Annotated in this window: 20 protein-coding genes; 13 read left to right on the top strand and 7 right to left on the bottom strand. The window is 70.4% G+C overall.

The window, feature by feature from the left end; all coding sequences use genetic code 11:
* Position 1: 1 nt before the first annotated feature.
* The 3 genes from QNO11_RS16015 to QNO11_RS16005 all read right to left on the bottom strand — a co-directional run bounded on the left by QNO11_RS16015 (position 2) and on the right by QNO11_RS16005 (position 2519).
* Positions 2-784, bottom strand: coding sequence for an SDR family NAD(P)-dependent oxidoreductase (locus QNO11_RS16015; RefSeq protein ID WP_257507278.1), 783 nt, complete (start codon positions 782-784; stop codon positions 2-4).
* Between the two features lie 107 nt (positions 785-891).
* Positions 892-1914 (bottom strand): zinc-dependent alcohol dehydrogenase family protein, encoded by a 1023-nt coding sequence (locus tag QNO11_RS16010; protein WP_257507279.1) that lies wholly within the window; start codon positions 1912-1914, stop codon positions 892-894.
* 14 nt (positions 1915-1928) lie between these two features.
* Complete coding sequence (locus QNO11_RS16005; RefSeq protein WP_257507280.1) at positions 1929-2519, bottom strand: NADPH-dependent FMN reductase; 591 nt, start codon at positions 2517-2519, stop codon at positions 1929-1931.
* A gap of 212 nt (positions 2520-2731) precedes the next feature.
* Here QNO11_RS16005 and QNO11_RS16000 point away from each other — a divergent pair, with 212 nt between their 5' ends.
* From QNO11_RS16000 to QNO11_RS15980, 5 genes are all read left to right on the top strand, one after another.
* Positions 2732-4255 carry an MATE family efflux transporter gene (locus tag QNO11_RS16000; protein ID WP_257507281.1) on the top strand — a complete coding sequence of 508 codons (1524 nt, stop codon included), beginning with the start codon at positions 2732-2734 and terminating at the stop codon, positions 4253-4255.
* 51 nt (positions 4256-4306) lie between these two features.
* On the top strand, positions 4307-4750 hold the full coding sequence (locus QNO11_RS15995) for a helix-turn-helix transcriptional regulator (protein ID WP_502883193.1): 444 nt from the start codon (positions 4307-4309) through the stop codon (positions 4748-4750).
* A 5-nt stretch (positions 4751-4755) separates the two neighbouring features.
* Positions 4756-5172 carry a VOC family protein gene (locus tag QNO11_RS15990; RefSeq protein WP_257507282.1) on the top strand — a complete coding sequence of 139 codons (417 nt, stop codon included), beginning with the start codon at positions 4756-4758 and terminating at the stop codon, positions 5170-5172.
* 1 nt (position 5173) lies between these two features.
* On the top strand, positions 5174-5626 hold the full coding sequence (locus tag QNO11_RS15985) for an iron chaperone (protein WP_257507283.1): 453 nt from the start codon (positions 5174-5176) through the stop codon (positions 5624-5626).
* 97 nt (positions 5627-5723) lie between these two features.
* The gene (locus QNO11_RS15980) at positions 5724-6626 is read left to right on the top strand and encodes a VOC family protein (RefSeq protein WP_257507284.1); all 903 of its coding nucleotides are present in this window, start codon (positions 5724-5726) and stop codon (positions 6624-6626) included.
* Between the two features lie 4 nt (positions 6627-6630).
* Here the strand turns inward: QNO11_RS15980 and QNO11_RS15975 are convergent, their stop codons facing one another.
* Complete coding sequence (locus QNO11_RS15975; RefSeq protein ID WP_257507285.1) at positions 6631-7734, bottom strand: PQQ-dependent sugar dehydrogenase; 1104 nt, start codon at positions 7732-7734, stop codon at positions 6631-6633.
* Positions 7735-7858: 124 nt separating this feature from the next.
* On the opposite strand from QNO11_RS15975, the gene QNO11_RS15970 reads away from it, so the two are divergent.
* Together QNO11_RS15970 and QNO11_RS15965 are read left to right on the top strand one after the other, a co-directional pair.
* The gene (locus tag QNO11_RS15970) at positions 7859-8515 is read left to right on the top strand and encodes an acyl-CoA synthetase (RefSeq protein ID WP_257507286.1); all 657 of its coding nucleotides are present in this window, start codon (positions 7859-7861) and stop codon (positions 8513-8515) included.
* A complete protein-coding gene (locus QNO11_RS15965) occupies positions 8512-8847 on the top strand; it encodes an amino acid transporter (protein ID WP_257507287.1) in 336 nt (111 codons plus the stop codon). The genes QNO11_RS15970 and QNO11_RS15965 overlap by 4 nt, the downstream gene beginning before the upstream one ends.
* 190 nt (positions 8848-9037) lie before the next feature.
* Here QNO11_RS15965 and purB read toward each other — a convergent pair whose 3' ends face one another.
* Entirely contained in the window at positions 9038-10423 is a 1386-nt protein-coding gene (gene purB, locus QNO11_RS15960; protein ID WP_257507288.1) for an adenylosuccinate lyase, read from the bottom strand.
* A 35-nt stretch (positions 10424-10458) separates the two neighbouring features.
* Positions 10459-10965 (bottom strand): low molecular weight protein-tyrosine-phosphatase, encoded by a 507-nt coding sequence (locus tag QNO11_RS15955; RefSeq protein WP_257507289.1) that lies wholly within the window; start codon positions 10963-10965, stop codon positions 10459-10461.
* 114 nt (positions 10966-11079) lie between these two features.
* Here QNO11_RS15955 and QNO11_RS15950 point away from each other — a divergent pair, with 114 nt between their 5' ends.
* Both QNO11_RS15950 and QNO11_RS15945 read left to right on the top strand, forming a co-directional pair.
* Positions 11080-11352, top strand: coding sequence for a hypothetical protein (locus tag QNO11_RS15950; RefSeq protein WP_257507290.1), 273 nt, complete (start codon positions 11080-11082; stop codon positions 11350-11352).
* The gene (locus QNO11_RS15945; RefSeq protein ID WP_257507291.1) at positions 11349-12677 is read left to right on the top strand and encodes an alpha/beta hydrolase family protein; all 1329 of its coding nucleotides are present in this window, start codon (positions 11349-11351) and stop codon (positions 12675-12677) included. Before QNO11_RS15950 ends, QNO11_RS15945 begins: the two co-directional genes overlap by 4 nt.
* Here the strand turns inward: QNO11_RS15945 and QNO11_RS15940 are convergent.
* Positions 12649-13041, bottom strand: coding sequence for a phage holin family protein (locus tag QNO11_RS15940; protein WP_257507292.1), 393 nt, complete (start codon positions 13039-13041; stop codon positions 12649-12651). The genes QNO11_RS15945 and QNO11_RS15940 overlap by 29 nt on opposite strands.
* An 86-nt stretch (positions 13042-13127) precedes the next feature.
* Between QNO11_RS15940 and QNO11_RS15935 the strand changes: the two genes are divergently transcribed.
* From QNO11_RS15935 to QNO11_RS15920, 4 genes are all read left to right on the top strand, one after another.
* The gene (locus QNO11_RS15935; RefSeq protein ID WP_257507293.1) at positions 13128-14237 is read left to right on the top strand and encodes a histidinol-phosphate transaminase; all 1110 of its coding nucleotides are present in this window, start codon (positions 13128-13130) and stop codon (positions 14235-14237) included.
* A gap of 92 nt (positions 14238-14329) precedes the next feature.
* Positions 14330-15457: a thiamine pyrophosphate-dependent dehydrogenase E1 component subunit alpha gene (locus tag QNO11_RS15930; protein WP_257507294.1), complete on the top strand. Its 1128-nt coding sequence runs from the start codon at positions 14330-14332 to the stop codon at positions 15455-15457.
* Positions 15454-16437 (top strand): alpha-ketoacid dehydrogenase subunit beta, encoded by a 984-nt coding sequence (locus tag QNO11_RS15925; RefSeq protein WP_257507295.1) that lies wholly within the window; start codon positions 15454-15456, stop codon positions 16435-16437. Before QNO11_RS15930 ends, QNO11_RS15925 begins: the two co-directional genes overlap by 4 nt.
* 30 nt (positions 16438-16467) lie before the next feature.
* The gene (locus QNO11_RS15920) at positions 16468-17793 is read left to right on the top strand and encodes a dihydrolipoamide acetyltransferase family protein (RefSeq protein WP_257507296.1); all 1326 of its coding nucleotides are present in this window, start codon (positions 16468-16470) and stop codon (positions 17791-17793) included.
* Positions 17794-17919: the final 126 nt, after the last annotated feature.

Below are 17919 nucleotides of genomic sequence, written 5' to 3'. Positions count from 1 at the left end.
GTCACCAGGTGGAATCCCCGCGGATGACGGCATCCGACCCGCCGTCGATGAAGATCATCTGACCGCACAGGTGGGCGTTCTCCACGCTGACGAGCCAGGCGATGAGATAGGCGACCTGGAGGGGGCCGAAGATGCCGTTCAGTGGCATCGGCACCATTTGGAGCAGGGATGCCTTGGCTTCTTCCGTCGCGGTGAGGTCGGCCGTCATCGGGGTCGCCACGACGCCGGGTGCCACTCCGTTCAGCGCGATCCCCGTGCCCGCCCACGCGGGGGTGGGGGCGTTGCGGCGCATCCACAGTGCGAGCGCACGCTTCGAGGTGGAGTAGATCATGTTGGCTGTCTCAGGCGCGCCGGCGGCCAATTCGGCGGCGCGGGCGAGAGCAGCCGGTTCGTCCCCGGCGAGGAAGGCGGCCAGCAGCGTGTCATCGACCGGGAACAGCGAGGCCATCGAGGCGGTCGCGACGGCGCGTGGTGCCTCGGCGGCGGCCATGAGGGGTCGCAGGCCCTCGAGCGTGGCGACGGCGCCGAAGTAGTTGACGGCGGCCGTGGCCGCCGTCGGGGAGGAGAGCCCGGCGTTGGCGACGACGACATCGACAGTGCCGCCGGAAAGCCTGGTCACCTCCGCGACCAGCGCCTCACGCCCCGCCGCCGTGGTGAGGTCGACATTGACGTCGGCCCCTGCGATGTCGACGCCGATCACGCGGTACCCGCGCTCGACGAACAGCTGCGATGTTGCCTTGCCGATTCCGCTGGCTGAACCGGTGATGACGGCCGTGCGGGCCATGATCTTCTGCCTTTCGCTCCGAGTTCTCCTCCGGCGGAGGGGCTCCTCGAGCACATCCTCCCACGTGGTCTGACCACGCGGAAGGGGCAGTGCGCACGGCTCTCAGATCACACGCTGAGCAGGACTTTCGTCGCCCGGCGCTCATCCATCGCGCGGTAGCCCTCGGCGGCATCCTCGAGGGGGAGGGTGAGGTCGAACACCTTGCCCGGGTCGATCTTGCGGTCCCAGATCATCTGGATCAGTTCGGGCAGGAACCGGCGTACCGGTGCCGGCCCTCCCTGCAGATGCACGAGCGCGAAGAACACCTCGTTTCCGGGCAGTGCGACATCGTGGGAGACGCCGACGTAGCCGATGTGTCCGCCGGGCCGGGTGGCGCGGATCGCCTGCATCATCGACTCCTGCGTGCCGACCGCTTCGATCACCGAATGTGCGCCGAGGCCGCTGGTGAGCCGCTTGATGCGGGCCACGCCTTCGTCGCCGCGCTCCTCGACGACGTCGGTGGCGCCATACTCGCGTGCCAGCGCCTGCCGGTCGGCGTGCCGGCTCATCGCGATGATGCGCTCGGCGCCCAGCTCTCGTGCCGCGAGGATGCCCATGAGCCCGACGGCACCATCGCCCACCACGACGACGGTCTTGCCGGGGCCGGCCTGGGCTGCGACGGCGGCGAACCATCCGGTTCCCAGCACGTCGGATGCCGCGAGCAGGGACGGGATCAGATCGGCATCGGGGTGACCCGGGGTCGCGACGAGGGTGCCGTCGGCCAGGGGGATGCGGGCGAATTCCGCCTGGGTGCCGATGGAGCCCATCGACACGGCATGCACGCAGCGGGACTGGTACCCCGCCCGGCAGATCTCGCAGGTGTCGTCGGAGGCGAAGAACGAGCCGACGACGAAGTCGCCGACCTTCACGGTGCGCACAGCGTCTCCGATCTCAGTGACCACGCCGACGTACTCGTGGCCCATGCGCCTGGGGTGCGAGATGCGATCGGCGCCGCGGTACGGCCACAGATCCGATCCGCAGATGCAGCTCGCCGTCACACGGATGATCGCGTCGGTCGGTTCGACGATCGTCGGGTTCTCGCGGTCTTCGACCCGGACATCCCGGGCTCCGTGCATGATCACTGCGCGCATGCTCTGTCCTTTCGTCAGCGTTGCGGGACGACGGTGAGTACGCGCCGTACGAACAGCGAGTACTGCTCCATGTAGGTGCGGAGGAACTCGCGGGTGCCCTCGTCGGTCACCTCGCCGTCGGGGGTGAACAGGCCTTCGCGCATGTGGATGTATGCCTCGACCGAGTTGAACATCGGCGAATTGCAGAAGGCCATCATCCCCTTGAGACTCTGCTGCGCCACGGCCGTACCGATCGCTCCGATCGAGCCGCCGATCACCCCCGATGGCTTGCCGGCGAACGAGTTGGTGCCCCAGGGGCGACTGGCCCAGTCGATCGCGTTCTTCAGCGCGCCGGGGACGGAGCGGTTGTACTCCGGGGTGATGAACAGCACGGCATCCACGTCGGCGATGGCCTGCTTGAGCGCACGACCCTCGGGCGGATAGTCCGCGTCGTAGTCGTAGCTGTACAGCGCCAGGTCGCCGATCGGGATCTCCCGGAACTGCAGCTCGTCCGGCGCGACGGCGATGAGGGCCTTGGACAGCGTGCGATTGATGGATGCCTTCGCCAGGCTGCCGACGAAGTAGCCGACGGTGTACGGCGGCTCGTGCTGGATGATCTCGGTCATGGTGGCTCCCGTCGTCACACGCGGCTGCGCTCTTCCAGTCTTCGCCGCGCGTCCACGCCGGCGCAGGGGTTGCCGGTGCCCCGCGGCAGTGCTAGTCGAGGGGCTGGCCGGCACGGGTGCGTCGATTCGAATCGATTCGATCGAAATCGATAGGATGATCCGTCGGCGCGCGAGTGCGCCCGCTCCCCGTCTGCTCCCGTCGAAAGCCCTGCATGTCCACGTCCCTGACCACTGGCACCCCCTGGCGCGTCATCCTCCTGTTCTCCGTGCCGTTGCTGCTGGGAAACGCGGTGCAGCAGCTCTACCAGTTCGCCGACGCCCTGGTCGTGGGCCGGCAGCTCGGCGTGCAGGCGCTCGCCGCCGTGGGGGCGACCGGAAGCATCACGTTCTTCCTCCTCGGTTTCGTGTGGGGTCTCACCAGCGGGTTCGCGATCCCCACCGCCCAGGCGTTCGGCGCGCGCGACCACCAGGGCGTGCGCCGGTCGGTCGCGGCCGGGACGCTGCTCACCGGCATCGCTTCGGTGATCCTCACCATCGCCGGGCCCCTGCTCTCCGAGCCGATGCTCGCGCTGCTGCAGACACCGCCCGAGCTGATGGCCGAGGCGACGATCTTCGCGCAGGTCACGTTCCTCGGCTCCGGCGCGATGCTGTTCTTCAACTACCTCGCCGCGATCATCCGCGCCATCGGCGACTCCCGCACGCCGCTGATCTTCCTCACCGTGTCGTGCCTGCTCAACGTGGGTCTGGTCGTCCTGATGGTCGGCCCGCTCGCGTGGGGCGTCGGCGGTGCGGCTCTGGCGACGGTCATCGCCCAGGGCGTCTCGGTCGTGCTGTGCCTGAACTTCGTGCACCGCCGCGTTCCGGCGCTGCACATGCGCCGGTCGGACTGGCGCATCGTGCGCGCCGATGTCGTCGAGCACCTGCGGCTGGGCCTGCCGATGGGCTTCCAGGCATCCATCATCGCCATCGGCGCCCTCGCCGTTCAGGTGCGCCTGAACGAGCTCGGTGCCGACGCGGTCGCCGCGTACACGACGGCATCCCGCGTCGACGGTCTCGCCGTGGCGATGCTGCAGTCGCTGGGTCTTGCGGTGTCGATGTACGTGGCGCAGAACCTCGGCGGGCGCCGCCCAGACCGCATCCGTCGCGGCGTCGTGCAGGCGACGTGGATGACGATCGCCGCCTCCGTCGTGCTCGGCGCGCTGCTGGTGCTGTTCGGCAGCGGCATGGTGCGCCTGTTCGTCGGCGACGGTTCGGACCAGGTGGTCGACCTCGCCGCACTCATGCTCGTGATCAACGGCGTCAGCTACAGCCTGCTGGGCGTGCTGTTCGTGGTCCGCGGCGCGCTGCAAGGGCTCGGACATACGCTCATCCCCACCGTGACCGGAGCGGTCGAACTGGTCATGCGCGTGGGTGCCGCGGTGATCCTCGGCGGTCTCCTCGGCTTCGCCGGTGTCGCCTGGAGCAATCCGCTGGCGTGGCTCGGCGCGGTGCTGCTGCTCATCCCCTCGTACATCCGCGAGCACCGGCGCCTGGCCACCCTGCCTGTCGACCCCGAGATGCCGACCCCCACCGTCCCGATCCCCGTCGTCGGGCCCGTCGACGGCTCGATGGTGGTCGACGCGCTCGTCACCCAACCGGTGCCGGTGGTCGCTGTCGCCGCGAGCGACCGGCGGCTGCGGCAGCGGATGCAGCGCCGCCGCGAGCTGCGTCGGCAGCGGGATCGTTCCGGCCGCTGAGGTCCCACGCGGGGCGTGGCGATGCGCGATCCTGCGTGCCATCATCGGGACGTGACCTCCCGGACGCGGCAGGATCTGCAGACGCTCGTCCTCCTCCGGCGCGTGCGCGACCGCATGGATCGCGAGTACGCCAAACCGCTGGACGTGCAGTCGCTCGCGCGCGACGTGCATCTCTCGGCCGGTCACCTGAGCCGTCAGTTCAAGCTCGCCTACGGCGAATCGCCCTACTCCTACCTCATGACGCGCCGCATCGAGCGGGCGATGACGCTGCTGCGCCGCGGGGACCTGACCGTCACCGACGTCTGCTTCGCAGTCGGCTCCTCGTCGCTGGGAACGTTCAGCACCCGGTTCACCGAACTGGTCGGCGTACCCCCGAGCGTCTACCGCGAGCGGGGCGCGCCGTTTCGACCGGGCATGCTGCCTTGTATCGCGAAACAGATCACCAAACCGGTCAGGAATCGAGAAGCGCAGGACGCACCCGCGCTCGTAGCGTGACGGTCATGGACATCACGATTCAATCGAGCTTCCTGCCGCACACCGACCCCGAGGCATCCGTCGCCTTCTACCGCGACGTCCTCGGGTTCGAAGTGAGGCTGGATGTCGGATACGAGAACATGCGCTGGATCACGGTGGGCCCTCCGGGCCAGCCGGACACCGCGATCGTGCTGCACCCACCCGGAGTCGGGGGAGAGCTTTCCGACGAAGAGCGCGAGGTGCTGCTTGAGATCATCACCAAGGGCAGCTACTTCGGCGTGAACCTCGCCACCGACGACCTGGATGCCACGTTCGCGGCGATCGCGGCCGCCGGCGCCGACGTCGTACAGGAGCCCATCGACCAGGACTACGGGGTGCGCGACGCCGCGTTCCGCGACCCGGCCGGCAACCTGGTGCGCATCCAGCAGAACAGGAAGGACTGACATGGCCGACACCCGCACGAGCACCGACAGCACCTTCAGCGCCGACGAGCGCGCAGCGATGAAGCAGCGCGCCGAGGAGCTGAAGGCGCAGGCGGGCAACGGCAAGGGCGCCGCGAAGAAGCAGAAGGAGGCGCAGGCCTGCCTCGACGCGATCGCGGCGCTCCCCGAACCCGACAAGACGATCGCGGAACGCTTCCACGCCGCCGTCACCGAGACGGCACCCGGCTTGGATCCGAAGACCTGGTACGGCTTTCCGTCGTATGCCAAGGATGGCAAGGTGCTGACCTTCTTCCAGCCGGCGTCGAAGTTCGACACCCGGTACGCCAACATCGGCTTCAACGAGGTCGCGGCGCTGGACGACGGCGAGTTCTGGCCGACCGCGTTCGCCGTCCTCGAGTACACCGACGCCGTCGACGAGACGGTGCGGAAGCTCGTCAAAAAGGCCGTCGGCTGACCCGACGCGACGGGCCCGGCGCGCGCCGCCGGGCCCTTGCGCGTGCCGGGAGGCGGGCGGATGCTGGGCGGTGACGGCATCGACAAGGAGGTCTTCCGTGCAGAAAATCGTTCCCAACATCTGGTTCGATCGCAATGCGGCCGAGGCGGCCCAGTTCTACACCACGGCGTTTCCCGGCTCGACCTCGGCGGTCACGGCCCGCTACCCGAACGAGGGTCTGCCCGGGTTTCAGAGCGACTTCGCCGGCGCCGAACTGACGGTCGAGGTGGTGATCGACGGCTACAGATTGAGCCTGATCAACGCCGGCCCGGAGTTCCACCCGAACCCGTCGGTGTCGTTCACCCTCAACTTCGACCCGCTGCTGTTCCACGGCGACGCGGGTGCCGCCCGTGAGCGGCTCGACGCTCTGTGGGCGAGCCTGGCAGATGGCGGCAGCGTGCTGATGGAGCTCGGCGAGTACCCCTACAGCCCGCGCTACGGCTGGGTGCAGGACCGCTACGGGGTGAGCTGGCAGCTCTCGCTGACCGACCCCGAGGGCGACCCGCGGCCGTTCCTCATGCCCAGCCTGCTGTTCGGCGGCGCCGCGCAGAACCAGGCACGGGAAGCGATCGAGCTGTACACGGCGCTGTTCGACCGGTCCCGCGTCGGCACGATCGTGGAGTACCCCCAGCAGACGGGGCCGGCCGCCGTCGGCGCGGTCATGTTCAGCGACTTCCAGCTGGAGGGCCAGTGGTTCACCGCCATGGACTCCGCCGTGCCCCAGGACGAATCGTTCACGTGCGGGGTCTCCCTCGAAGTGCTCTGTCGAGACCAGGCCGAGATCGACCGGCTCTGGGAGGCGCTGTCGGCGATACCGGAGGCGGAGCAGTGCGGCTGGCTGGCCGACCGGTTCGGACTGAGCTGGCAGATCGTGCCGGAGAACATGGGGCAGTTGATGAACCACCCCGGCGCCTACGCCCGCATGATGGAGATGCACAAGATCGTCATTGCCGAACTCTGAGCCGTCATGGGATCACCTCGCCCACGTCCACCGACACGATGCGGTCGTCACCGGGCCGGGGGTCGCCCCGCCCGTCGGTGTTGTTGGTGAGCAGCCACACCCGGCCGTCGGGGGCGAGCAGCACGTCGCGCAGCCGGCCGTACTGACCGGCGAACAGGTCGACCGATGCCGCGGGGTCCTCGACCGCAACGGCGCGCAGCACTTCGCCGCGCAGGTTGGCGATGATCACGGTGTCCGCCACGATCGCGATGCCGCTGGGGCTGGCCGCGGCGGTGGGCCACTGCGCGACCGGGTCGATGTAGCCGGGTTCGCCGGCGGTGCCCTCAACGACGGGCCAGCCGTAGTTCCCGCCCGGTTCGATGACGTTCAGCTCGTCCCAGGTGTTCTGCCCGAACTCGCTGGCGAACAGCCGCCCGTCGGCGGCCCAGGCCAGGCCCTGCACGTTGCGGTGGCCGAGGCTGTACACCGGGGAACCGGCGATCGGGTTGTCCGGCGGCACCTCGCCGTCGGGGGTGAGGCGCAGGATCTTGCCGCCCAGCGCCGCCAGGTCCTGCGCCGACTGCGGGTCGCCGGCGTCACCCACCGGCACGTATAGCATTCCGTCGGGGCCGATGGCGATGCGCCCGGCGTTGTGGTTGCCGGCGGCGGGGAGGCCGTCGATCACGGTGCGCGGCGTGCCCAGGCTCAGCGCCCCGGGGGAACCGGCCAGCGGATAGACCGCGACGCGGTTGCCCGTCGCGGTGGTGGCGTACACGTACAGCGCGTCGTCGGTGGCGGCGAGCCCCAGCAGCCCGCCCTCGCCGCCGTGGGCGACATCGGCGACCACGGCGAGTTCGCGCAGCTCGCCAGCGGCGGTGAATTCGAAGATGCGCGCGGTGTCGCGTTCGCTGATCAGCACCGAGTCGCCCACCGGCGCCAGCGACCACGGCGTGGTGAGGCCGGTCACAACGTCGTGTGGCGGCGCAGGCGGAGCGTCGGATGCCGATGATGCCGGCGGTGACGGGGGCACGGCACTCGGGGTGGCGTCGGGGGCGCCGGTGCACCCGGCCGTGAGGACGACCGCCGCGGCGAGGACCACGGCGAAGCACGAGCGACGGGTGCGGATCACGGGGACTCCCGGGGGACGGGAACGCCAGGCTACTGGAGCGCGGGCGCCCCACGACAGCCCGTCTCCCCGGCGGGGACGACCTACACTGGGAGGGTCCCGTTTCCTCGAGCCTACGAGTTCCGCCGTGTCTGACACCCCCGCCCGCACGTTCGACGTGCGCCATCTGCAATTGGCGCGCGCGCTGTTCGCGCTGACCGCGGGAATCATGATCACCTTCTCCGGCGACCACTCCGCCGCCGTCGGGCTCGCCGTCTTCAGCGGCTTCGCCGTTGCGACCGCGCTCGTGCAGCTGCTGTCGGCATGGCTGGTCTTCCCGGCCGGGAGCCGCTGGACCTCGGTGCTCATCGGCATCCTGACCATGCTCGCCGGCATGCTCGGCGGGGTGGCGGGGCTGCGCACGTCGACCATGTTCTTCGCGCTCGTCATCGTGTGGGCACTGGCCACCGGCGCCGCCGAACTCGCTTCGGGCATCGTCGCTCGTCGCCGCGCCCGCGCGTTGGGCGCTTCCGTCACCGATGCGCGCGATGCCATCGTCGTCGGTGCGGTCACCATCCTGCTCGGCCTGGCACTGCTCGCGGTGCCGGCCGGCTACCAGCTGGACTACTTCGTCGACGACGCCGGCCAGTGGTTCACCCTCACCGGCACGACCATCGGTGTCGGCATCTTCGGCGCTTACGCCGCGATCGTCGGCGTGTACCTCGGCATCGCCGGGTTCTCACCGCGGCGTGCAGAAACCGACACCGCTTCCCCGGTCGTCACCGAAACCGGAGGCCTGTCGTGACCGACCCCACCCGCCCCACCCGCCGCGAGCTGCTCAAGCCCGTGCAGCTGCTGGGCCTCGCCTTCGCTGCTGCAGCGTTCGGGGGCCTCGTGACCCTCGTATCGATGGGGGCCCTGCAGGAAGGGCCGGCCGAGCAGGTGGAGCGCGCGATCGTGGTCGCGCTGATCGTCGCCGGCATCTCGTTCATCGTCACGCTCGTCGGGCTGGCGCTGCTGATCCTCGTCGTGGACCCCGCCCAGGTCTCCCAGCCGGTCGACCGTCCGGTGATGCGCACCGACCGCTCCGATCGGGGCGACCGGGACGATCAGGCCCCCGGCGCCGACCGCCGCTAGCCAATCGGCCCGGCTGCCGACGCGTTCGGTCGTCGCAAAGGGCCCCGTCCGGCCCGTGTTGGGGACGTTCATGACGACCCAGAGTGGTGCCCGTGGGTTCGGTCGTCGCAAGGGGCCCCGTCCGGCGCGCGTTGGGGACGTTCGTGACGACCCAAGTCACGGGGAACGGGCAGCCGCGCGCCCGCCCGGCTCAGCCGAGGTCGTCGACCAGGCGGGACGCGAGACCGGTGTAGCCGGCGGGCGTCAGCGCCAGCAGGCGCACCTTCGCGGCGTCGCCGATGTCGAGGCCACTGATGAACTCGGCCAGCTCGACAGCTCCCACCCGGCGCCCGCGGGTGAGGTCCTTCAGCAGGGCGTACGGGTCGGTGATCTGCGAACGACCCGCGGAGATCTCGGCGCGCACGACGGTCTGGATGGCCTCCGCGAGCACCTCCCAGTTGACGTCGAGGTCGGCCAGCAGCACGTCTTCGGCCAGCGAGATCTCGCCGAGCCCGCGCTGCAGGTTGTCCAGCGCCAGCAGCGAGTGCCCGAAGGCGACGCCGATGTTGCGCTGCGTCGTGGAGTCGGTGAGGTCGCGTTGCATCCGCGACGTCACGAGCGTCTGCGCGAGGGTCTGGAACAGGCCGCCCGCGATCTCCAGGTTGGCCTCGGCGTTTTCGAACCGGATCGGGTTGATCTTGTGCGGCATGGTCGACGAGCCCGTCGCCCCCGCCACCGGGATCTGCGCGAAGTACCCCATCGCGATGTAGGTCCACACGTCGGTGGCGAGGTTGTGCAGGATGCCGCCGACGTGCCGTGCCCGGTCGTACAGCTCCACCTGCCAGTCGTGCGATTCGATCTGAGTGGTCATCGGGTTGAACCCGATCCCGAGGCCCTCGATGAACGTGCGGGACAGTTCAGGCCAGTCAACGTCGGGCTCGGCGACGACGTGCGCCGACCAGGTGCCGGTGGCGCCGGAGAACTTCGCGAGGTAGTCGCCGCCGGCGATCTGCGCCGCGACCCGCTCCAGCCGCCAGGCGAAGACGGCGATCTCCTTGCCCATCGTCGACGGGGTCGCCGGCTGCCCGTGGGTGCGGGAGAGCATCGCGGCATCCTTGTGCGCCACCGCCAGCTCGCGCAGCTTCGCGATGACGGCCTGCAGCTTCGGCAGCCACACCCGCTCCACGGCGCGGCGCACCGTCAGCGCGTACGAGGCGGAGTTGATGTCTTCGCTCGTGCAGGCGAAGTGCGCCAGCTCCGCGATGCCGTCCAGGCCCAGCGTGGACAGCCGGTTGCGAACCAGGTACTCGACCGCCTTCACGTCGTGCCGGGTGACGGCCTCTTTCTCGGCCAGCCAGTCGATCTCGGCCTGGCCGAAGTCGCGATACAGGGCCCGCAGCGACTCCTTGTCGGCCTCCGACACCGGAGAGGTGCCGAACAGCGACCGATCGGTCAGCGCCAGGATCCACTCGACCTCGACCTCGACGCGCGCACGGTTGAGTCCCGCCTCGGAGAGGTAGTCGGACAGGCCGGCGACGGCGGTGCGATACCGCCCGTCCAGCGGGCTGAGCGGCTGAGGGGGGAGGGGCGTGGACACGAAGACTCCGATCGCTGGCGCGGTGAACAGATCGCTCAGCGGGGCTGACGGACCGCGGGTTCGAGCTGCCGGAAGAGGGCCCGGCACGCGCTCTCGATCATACCGAGCACCTCATCGAACATCTCGGGCCCGGCGTAGTAGGGGTCGGGCACGTCCAGCTGATCGCCCGCGGTGGCGTCGAAACTTCGCAGCAGCGCGATCTTGTCGGCGTCGTCGGGGGTGAGCGCCCACTCCAGCAGGATGCGCTCGTGACTGCGGTCCAGCGCGACGACCAGGTCGGCCTCGTGGAAGTCGTGCTGGGTGAACTGCCGCGCCCGATGCCGTTCGCCGTCGTAGCCGCGACGGGCCAGGGTGCCGAGGGTGCGCGAATCCGCGCGTTCGCCCACGTGCCAGTCACCGGTACCTGCGCTCCACGACGAGACGCGGTGTTCGAGTCCTGCCTGTCGCGCGAACGAGCGGAACACGATGTCCGCCATAGGCGAGCGGCAGATATTGCCGGTGCAGACGAAGACGACGCGGAACGGGTCCACGGCGACGGTCATCCCCCCATCATGTCGAAATCGTCGTTCCCTGCACAGGCCGGATTTCCGGCGGATCCTCCCGGATCGGCGGATGCCGCTCGTCACCGGTCCCCGTGGGGTGGGCAGAGTCAGAAGGTGACCGAGTATTTCCACGATGAGATCGCGCAGGTCGAGGCCGCGCGGGAGCGCCTGAGCGTGCTGCAGGACGACCTCGCGCGCATCCGGATGCGGGCGGCGGCGCTCGCCCACGACACCGACTGGCAGTCGACCGGGGCGCAGGCCTTCCGCGACGCCGTGGCCACGTGGCAGCAGGGCATCGCGCTGCTGGACTGGCCGATCGAGCGCCTGCGCGCCGGGCTGCTGCGCACCCGCGGGATGCTCGACTCGCTCTCCGGCGGCGACCCGTGAGCGACCTGGAGATCCGCAGCGGCGGTCCGGTCACCGTCGACACCGCATCGCTGGATGCCGCCGCGGCCGGCTTCACCCTCGTCGCCGCCGAGCTCGACGATGCGGCCGCGGTGTTCGCCGGGGTGGCGGCGGAGCTGGCGGGGGTGATGTTCGCCGACGACGACGTGGCCCGCGCGATCGAGGCCGATGTGGCGGCGTTCGCGCAGCGCGCACGCGAGCTCGCCGGCCGGCTGCGCGAGGCATCCGCGGTGTACGAGATCGTTGAGCTGCGTGCGCAGCTGGCGGCGGCCGAGGCCGGGGGTGACAGCACCGAGATCATGCGGGCGCGGGTCGCGCTGCTGCTGGCCCGCACCGCCGACCCCGACGCCGCGCGGGCCGCCGAGGTCGCGCTGACGCAGTGGCGGGCCGATGCCGGTGCCGCCTTCGGTGGTCAGGTGCTGGCCCTGGGCATGCAGGCGGGCCCGCTGGCACTGGGTGCCCTCGCCGTCGGGCTGCCGGTGCTCGGGCAGGCCGTCGCTGCGCACGGCGGCGGCACGATCGATGCGGGGGAGCGGCTGCGCGGGTCGTCTCCACCGGTGACCGCGGTGCCGCTGCGGCAGTACGGCCGCGGGACGGCACCGGCGTCGCTGGCCGAGGCGGCGGCGCGGATGCCCGGCGCGGGCGAGGCTCGGGTGCGGGTGGAGAAGTACACGATGCCCGACGGCACGCGCCAATTCGCGGTGTACATCGCCGGAACGCAGAGCGCGACCGCGGGAGGCGAGGACCCCTTCGACATGCGGTCGAACCTCGAGCTGTACGGCGGGGAGACGTCCGCCTCGTTCGCGTCGGTCGTCGAGGCGCTGCGGGCGGCGGGGGCCGGCGAGGGCGACGCGGTGCACGCGTTCGGGCACTCGCAGGGCGGCATGATCGCGTCACGCCTGGCGACCGAGGGCGGGTTCGACACCCGCACCGTGGTCACCTTCGGCTCACCGGTCGCCGCCGATGTCGGCGCGGGGACGCTGAGCGTTGCGGTGCGGCACGCCGACGATCCCGTCGTCGCGCTCAGCGGCGGTGGACTGGCGGCCCCTACCGGGGCTGCGGGCAGCTTCGTCGCCGAGCGGGTCGCCGACCCGCGGGCCGACCTCGGCGACCTGCTGGCGCCGAGTCATCAGATGACGGCGTACACCCAGACGGCGGGGATGCTCGACCGCACGACCGATCCCCGGATGGACGCGGTGCACGACGTGTTCGCAGACCTCTCGACCGCGGCATCCGTCGACACCACCCTGTGGGGGGCGGCCCGCCGCGACGAACGGGTCAGTCGCGGCGCTGCGGGCGCAGGATGATGCCGAAGATCCAGTTGATGATCGAGATCACCACGGCCGCCAGCACTCCCCACCAGAAATCCTCGACCCGCAGACCCCACTGCCAGAAGGAGGTGATCCACGCCGTCAGCCACAACAGGAACCCGTTGATGATGAACGAGATCAGCCCGAGGGTGAGGATGTACAGCGGCAGGGCCAGCAGCTTCAGCACCGTGCCGATGATCGTGTTCACCAGTGCGAAGATCGCCGCGACGGCGAGCAGGGTGAGCACGAGCTGCAGTGTCTCGCCCGGGGGGAACGGGATGACGAAGACCTGCAGGGCGGGCAGCAGGGTCACGATCCAGATCGCGAAGGCGTTGACGGCTACGCGGATGATGAAACGCATGCCTTGCAGTGTGCCATGCGCCGTGGCCTGCCGCCCAGGAAATCGCGGATGACAGGTCCGGCGGTCGGCGCTTGTAGGCTCCTCTCGTGACAGAGGCCCCCTCGCCCGCGCCCGTTCGCATCCGCCCCGAGATCGCTGCACTCCCGCCGTACCGGCAGGGCAAGCAGGCCGGTGCCGACGCTTTCAAGCTCTCCAGCAACGAAAACCCGTTCGAGCCGCTGCCCAGCGTGATCGAGGCGCTGCGCTCCTCGACGGACGTCAACCGCTACCCCGACGCATCCGCGGTGCGCCTGCGCGCCCGGCTCGCAGCGCGCTTCGGGGTGAGCGTCGACGGCGTGCATGTGGCCGCCGGCAGCGTGTCGATCCTGCAGCAGCTGGCCCTGGCGACGGCGGGACCGGGCGACGAGCTGATGTACGCGTGGCGCTCGTTCGAGGCCTACCCGGGTCTGGCCGCGGTGGCCGGGGCAACGGCGCTGGCGGTGCCGCTGGCCGCCGACGGTACCCACGACCTCGACGCGATGGCTGCGGCGGTCACCGACCGCACCCGGCTGATCCTGGTGTGCAGCCCCAACAACCCCACCGGCCCGATCGTCACGCAGGCCGCGTTCGACGCCTTCCTGGCGAGAGTGCCCGGTGATGTGCTGGTCGTGCTCGACGAGGCGTATGCCGAATTCGTCACCGACCCCAGCGCCGTCGACGGTGCCCGCGTGCTCGCCGCCGGCCACCAGAACGTCGTCGTGCTGCGCACGTTCTCGAAGGCGTACGGGCTCGCGGGGCTGCGCATCGGCTACGGGGTGGGCCACCCGCGCATCCTGGATGCCGCGCGCACCACCGGCATCCCCCTGTCGGTCACCGCCCAGGCGGAGCGGGCGGCCCTTGCCAGCCTCGACGCCGAGGACGAACTGATCGCCCGGGTGGCGGTGCTCACCGACCGCCGTGATCGGCTCGCGGCCGGCCTGCGCGCGGCGGGGTGGAACATCCCCGACGCCCAGGGCAACTTCGTGTGGCTGCCGACCGGGGAGCACACCCTCGACGTGGCGCCGCGGTTCGAGGAAGCTGGCCTCATCGTGCGGCCGTTCGCCGGCGACGGGGTGCGCATCTCGGTCGGTGAGGAAGAGAGCATCCCGACGGTCCTGGAGGTCGCGGCATCCGCCATCTCACTGCTGCCGGAGGGGCATCCGGCGCGTACGCGCTGATCCCGCGGCTGTGGGCGAAGCACCGCGAAACACGGGATCCGTTGTGGGATCCCGTGCGGAAGGCCCGAGACGGGGCACGTTAGCGTAGGAGCATGACCCCGCCCGACGATCCCGGCCTCGTGCGCGTCCTTGCGGCCGACGGGTCGTTCGTGCCGACACCGGCCGCGGAGCCCTACCTCGAGATCGTCGACGCGCTCGACGATGCCGATCTCGAGCGGTTCTATCGTGACATGGCGATCAGCCGGGCGTTCGACCGGCAGGCGACCAACCTGCAGCGGCAGGGGCAGCTCGCCCTGTGGCCGCCCTCGTTCGGGCAGGAAGCGGCCCAGGTGGGCTCCGCGCGGGCCGCGCGGGCGCAGGACCACATCTTCCCGTCGTACCGCGAGCACGTCGTGTGCACGATCCGCGGCGTGGATCCGGTCGACATCATCCGCATGATGCGCGGGTTGACGCACGGCGGGTGGGATCCGGCCGACCCGAAGAACGGCAACGCCCGGCCCTACACGCTCGTCCTCGGCGCCCACACGCTGCACGCGACCGGCTACGGCATGGGTCTCGTGTTCGACGGACGCACTGCCACCGGCGACCCCGACCGCGACGAAGCGGTCATCGTCTACTACGGCGACGGCGCGTCCAGCCAGGGCGATGTGCACGAGGCGATGGTGTTCGCGGCGAGCTACCAGAGCCCGCAGGTGTTCTTCCTCCAGAACAACCAGTGGGCCATTTCGGTGCCCGTGGCCACCCAGTCCCGCACGCCGCTGCACCTGCGTGCCGCCGGCTACATGCCCTCGATCGTCGTGGACGGCAACGATGTGCTCGCCAGCTACGCCGTCACCAAGCTCGCGCTCGACCAGGCGCGTGCCGGTGCCGGCCCCCGCGCCATCGAGGCGATGACCTACCGCATGGGCGCGCACACCACCAGCGACGACCCCACCAAGTACCGCACCTCCGACGAGGAAGCGGCGTGGACCCAGCGCGACCCGATCGTGCGCATGCGGGCGTTCCTGCAGGCGCGGGGCGCCGGCGATGCGCTGTTCGACGACGTGGATGCCGAAGCCCAGGCGATGGCCGACGACGTGCGCACCCGCACGAATGCGCTGGGCACCATCCCGGCGGAATCGATGTTCGCGCACGTCTACAGCGAGCCGCACCCCCTCGTCGACGAGCAGCGCCGCTGGCTCGCCGACTACGAGGCATCCTTCCAGGAGGACCCGTCATGACCGACACCGCCGTCATGCCGCTGGGCCGCGCCCTCAACGCCGGGATGCGCGCCGCGCTCGCCGCCGACGACCACGTGCTGCTCATGGGCGAGGACATCGGGCGCCTGGGTGGGGTGTTCCGCGTCACCGAAGGACTGCAGGCCGAGTTCGGCGACCGCCGGGTGCTCGACACCCCGCTGGCGGAGTCGGGCATCATCGGCACCGCGATCGGGCTGGCGATGGCCGGGTTCCGTCCCGTCATCGAGATCCAGTTCGACGGGTTCGTCTTCCCCGCGTTCGACCAGATCACCACGCAGCTGGCCAAGCTCACCAACCGGTTCGAAGGCGCCCTGCAGATGCCCGTCGTCATCCGCATCCCCTACGGCGGGCACATCGGCGCGGTCGAGCACCACCAGGAGAGCCCCGAGGCCTACTTCGCGCACACGCCCGGCCTGCGGGTCGTGTCGCCCTCCACCGCGAACGACGCGTACTGGATGATCCAGGATGCCATCGCCTCGCCGGACCCGGTGATCTTCCTGGAGCCGAAGGCCAAGTACTGGGCCAAGGGCGAGGTCGACACCTCGGCCCGCGCCGTGCCGCTGCACGCCTCACGGGTCGTCCGCCGTGGCACCGACGTCACCCTGGTCGGCCACGGAGCCATGGTCACGACACTGCTGCAGGCCGCCGCGCTCGCCGAAGGTGAGGGGACGTCCTGCGAAGTGATCGACCTTCGCTCGTTGTCACCCATCGACTACGGACCCATCCTCGACTCGGTGCGCCGTACCGGCCGCATGGTCTACGCGCAGGAAGCCCCCGGCTTCACCTCGGTGGGGTCGGAAGTGGCCGCGACCGTCATGGAGCGGGCGTTCTACGCCCTGGAGGCACCGGTGCTGCGGGTATCGGGGTTCGATGTGCCGTTCCCGCCCGCCAAGCTCGAGGGCGTCTATCTCCCCGATGCCGACCGCATCCTCGAGGCCGTCGATCGCGTTCTCTCTCATTGAGACCGATCGGGCCGCTGCGAAAGGAACCGCATGAGCACGCAGACCTTCGTCCTCCCCGACGTCGGTGAAGGACTCACCGAGGCCGAGATCGTGCAGTGGCGCGTCGCGGCGGGGGAGACCGTCGCCGTCAACGACGTGATCGTCGAGATCGAGACCGCCAAGTCGCTGGTCGAGCTGCCGTCCCCGTTCGCGGGCACCGTGGGCGAGTTGCTGGTGCCCGAGGGCACCACCGTCGCCGTCGGTGCGCCCATCATCACGATCGACCCGGTCGGTGCGGCCGACGCGCCCCCCGCCGTCGTCGGACACTCCGAGCACGGCGAGCCGGCGGCATCCGATGAAGGCGGCGGCGCGGTGCTGGTCGGCTACGGCACGGGCGGCGCGGTCGCGTCGCGCCGGCGTCCGCGGACGCCGGAGGCCTCGCAGCAGCAGGTGCGCGCCTCGGTCGGCGTCGTCGCCAAGCCCCCGATCCGCAAGCTCGCCCGGGACCTCGGCGTGGATCTGTCCGCCGTCACCCCCACCGGTCCCTCAGGCGAGGTCACCCGTGACGACGTGCTCGCCCAGGCGTCGCAGGCGAGCGTGTTCCGCAACCTGCAGACGCCGGAGCTGCCCGAGGTGCGCGAGCAGACCATCCCGGTGGCGGTGCCTCCTGCCGGTGACCGCGAGGAGACCATCCCGGTCAAGGGCGTGCGCAAGGCCACCGCGAGCGGCATGGTGCGCTCGGCGTACACCGCGCCGCACGTGTCGGTGTGGACCGACGTAGACGCGACCCGCACGATGGAGCTGGTCAAGCGCCTGAAGGCCTCGCCGGACTTCGCCGACATCAAGGTGTCCCCGCTGCTGATCGTCGCCCGCGCCGTCATCTGGGCGGTGCGCCGCACGCCCATGGTCAATGCCGCGTGGGTCGACACCGACAACGGCGCCGAGATCCGGGTGCGCAACTACGTGAACCTCGGCATCGCCGCGGCCACGCCTCGCGGCCTGCTGGTGCCGAACATCAAGGACGCGCAGGACCTCAGCATGCGCGACCTCGCCCGCGCGCTGGAGCGGCTGACCGTCACCGCCCGCGAGGGCAAGACGTCGCCGGCCGACCAGCAGGGCGGCACGATCACGATCACCAACATCGGCGTGTTCGGGATGGATGCCGGCACCCCCATCATCAACCCGGGCGAATCCGGGATCATCGCGATGGGCACGATCCGCCAGAAGCCGTGGGTCGTCGACGGCGAGGTGCGGCCCCGCTTCGTCACGACGGTGTCGGGTTCGTTCGATCACCGCGTGATCGACGGCGACGGCATGAGCCGGTTCGTCGCCGATGTGGCATCCGTCCTCGAAGAGCCCGCGCTGCTGCTGGACTGACCGCCGCCGCGGCATCCGTCGCCCGTCGCCCCCGCCCTGTCACGAGGGTAGGAGATGTGGCCGGGGTAGGAGATTTCCCACGGGATCAGTCCTACGCTCGGCCCATCTCCTACGCTCATGACACGA

The sequence above is a fragment of the Microbacterium sp. zg-B96 genome, assembly GCF_030246865.1.
GTDB lineage: Bacteria > Actinomycetota > Actinomycetes > Actinomycetales > Microbacteriaceae > Microbacterium.
The sequence above is the reverse complement of the archived record's forward strand: the minus strand, read 5'-3'. Positions and strand labels throughout refer to the sequence as shown.